Annotated in this window: 1 protein-coding gene; it reads left to right on the top strand. The window is 68.2% G+C overall.

The annotated features are described in order from the left end of the window. The first annotated feature begins 166 nt into the window (after positions 1-166). Positions 167-1,867: an ISAzo13 family transposase gene (locus ABFX50_RS50495; RefSeq protein WP_428834742.1), complete on the top strand. Its 1,701-nt coding sequence runs from the start codon at positions 167-169 to the stop codon at positions 1,865-1,867. The last annotated feature ends 176 nt before the right edge of the window (positions 1,868-2,043 follow it).

A 2,043-nucleotide genomic window follows, 5' to 3' on the forward strand; every position in this document is an offset into this window, starting at 1 on the left:
GAAAACGCCGCGTTGCGACGCCGGGTGCGTGAGCTGGAGGAAGAGCGGGACATCCTGCGCAAGGCCGCCCGGTATTTCGCCGGGGAGACGCGCTGGTAAGGGCGCGTAAGGAAATTACTGCTCGTTTTGATCTCATGTCTGTGAGTGAAGTGGTATACGGGCTCTCGTGGGGATATCGCCGCAGGCCCTGGCGGTGCTGGATGTAAAGTTCGCCGCGTTGCTTCCACATCTGGACGAGCGGCAGCGCCGCTTGTATCTGGCCTCTGAGGCCGACGCGCTGGGGCACGGAGGGATCGCGGCCGTGGCCCGGCTGGCGGAAGTCTCGGAGTCGACGGTCGCGCGGGGGCGAGCTGAACTTGCGGGCGCGACGGTGCTGGAGGGACGGGCGCGCCGGCCGGGCGCGGGCCGCAAACTGGCTGACGAGCGCGATCCGGGCCTGGTCGCGGCTCTGGAGTCATTGATCGAGCCGCGGGAGGTGGGCGATCCGGTCTCCCCGTTGCGGTGGACCACCGCCTCACTGCGGGATCTGTCCCGGGAACTGGCCGAGGCGGGGCATCCGGTCAGCGCGCCGGTGGTGGGCAGGCTGCTGCGCCAGATGGGGTTCAGCCTGCAGGGCATGGCCAAGAGACGGGCCGGCAGCCAGGTGCCCGACCGCGACGCGCAGTTCCGGCATATCAACGCGGCCGTGGAGGAGTTCCTGGCCCGCGGTCTTCCGGTGGTGAGCGTGGATGCCAAGAAGAAGGAGCCGATCGGTGAGTTCGCGCGGCCCGGCCGCACCTACCGGCCCAAGGGCAGGCCAATCATCGCCCCGGACCATGACTTCACCGACCCCACCACGCCGGTGGCCATCCCGTATGGCGTCTATGACCTGGGACGCGACACCGGCTGGGTGAACGTGGGCACCGACCGCAACACCGCCGCGTTCGCGGTGGAGTCCATCCGCCGCTGGTGGAACCAGCAAGGCCGGCTCGATTACTCCGACGCGGCGCGGCTGCTGATCACCGCGGATTCCGGCGGGGCGAACTCGGCCGACTCCCACCTGTTCAAGAAGGACCTGGCCGCGTTCGCCGATGAGTGCGGGCTGGCCGTCACCGTCATGCACTTGCCGCCCGGCACATCGAAGTGGAACAAGGTCGAGCACCGGCTGTTCTCCCGCATCACCCACAGCCTGCGCGGGCAGCCGCTGACCAGCTACGAGGTGCTGCTCCAGACCATCTCGGCCACCCGCACCAGCATCGGACTGACCGTCAGCGCCGTCCTGGACAACAACGACTACCCCACCGGGCGGACCCTCACCAAGGACGAACGTAACGCGATCCTGCAGCGCGTCCAGCGTGACGACTTCCACGGCGAGTGGAACTACACCATCGCCCCATACGACCCCCAGCAGTCACCCCCAGCCGACCCGGAACAGGCGAAGGCACCCCCGATACCGGCCGAGGCCACCTACCTGCTCACCCACCCCGCCCTGACCGGCATCTCCCGCGAGAAGTTCGACCGGCTCGTGGAGGAACTCCAGCCCTGGCGCCGGGTCCTGGCCGAGGCTGAACGCGAGAAGAGGAAGGGCATCAACCGGCGCGGATACAACCCCGGTTTCGGCTTCCTCGACCACCGTCACCGTGTCCTGGCCGCGATCCTGAGCCGCCGCAACACGGTCACGCTCACCCTGACGGCCCGACTGCTCGGCCGAGACCGCAACACGCTGAGCTACCACGCCCACCGGACCATGCCGTTGCTCGCCTTCGCCACTCCTGACATCGCCACAGCCCTTGACCAGCCTCGGCGGACGCACCCACCCCGCACGATCGAGGCCTTACAGAACGCGATCGCCGAATATGAAAGCGACATCAAATCAGGCAGTAGTTAGTTGATGGGGCCTAAACCGCTTCCAGTTCGTCGCCGACCACGCAGGCGCCTTCGGGGTGAAGCGGTTGTGCCGGATCGTCGGGATCGCCCGCTCCAGCTTCTACCACTGGCTGTCGGCGGCGCCGGCGCGGGCCGAGCGGCAGCGCCGGGACCAGGCGCTCGCTGAACAGATCCGGG

This window comes from Nonomuraea recticatena (genome assembly GCF_039533245.1).
In the GTDB taxonomy this organism is placed as follows: domain Bacteria; phylum Actinomycetota; class Actinomycetes; order Streptosporangiales; family Streptosporangiaceae; genus Nonomuraea; species Nonomuraea roseola.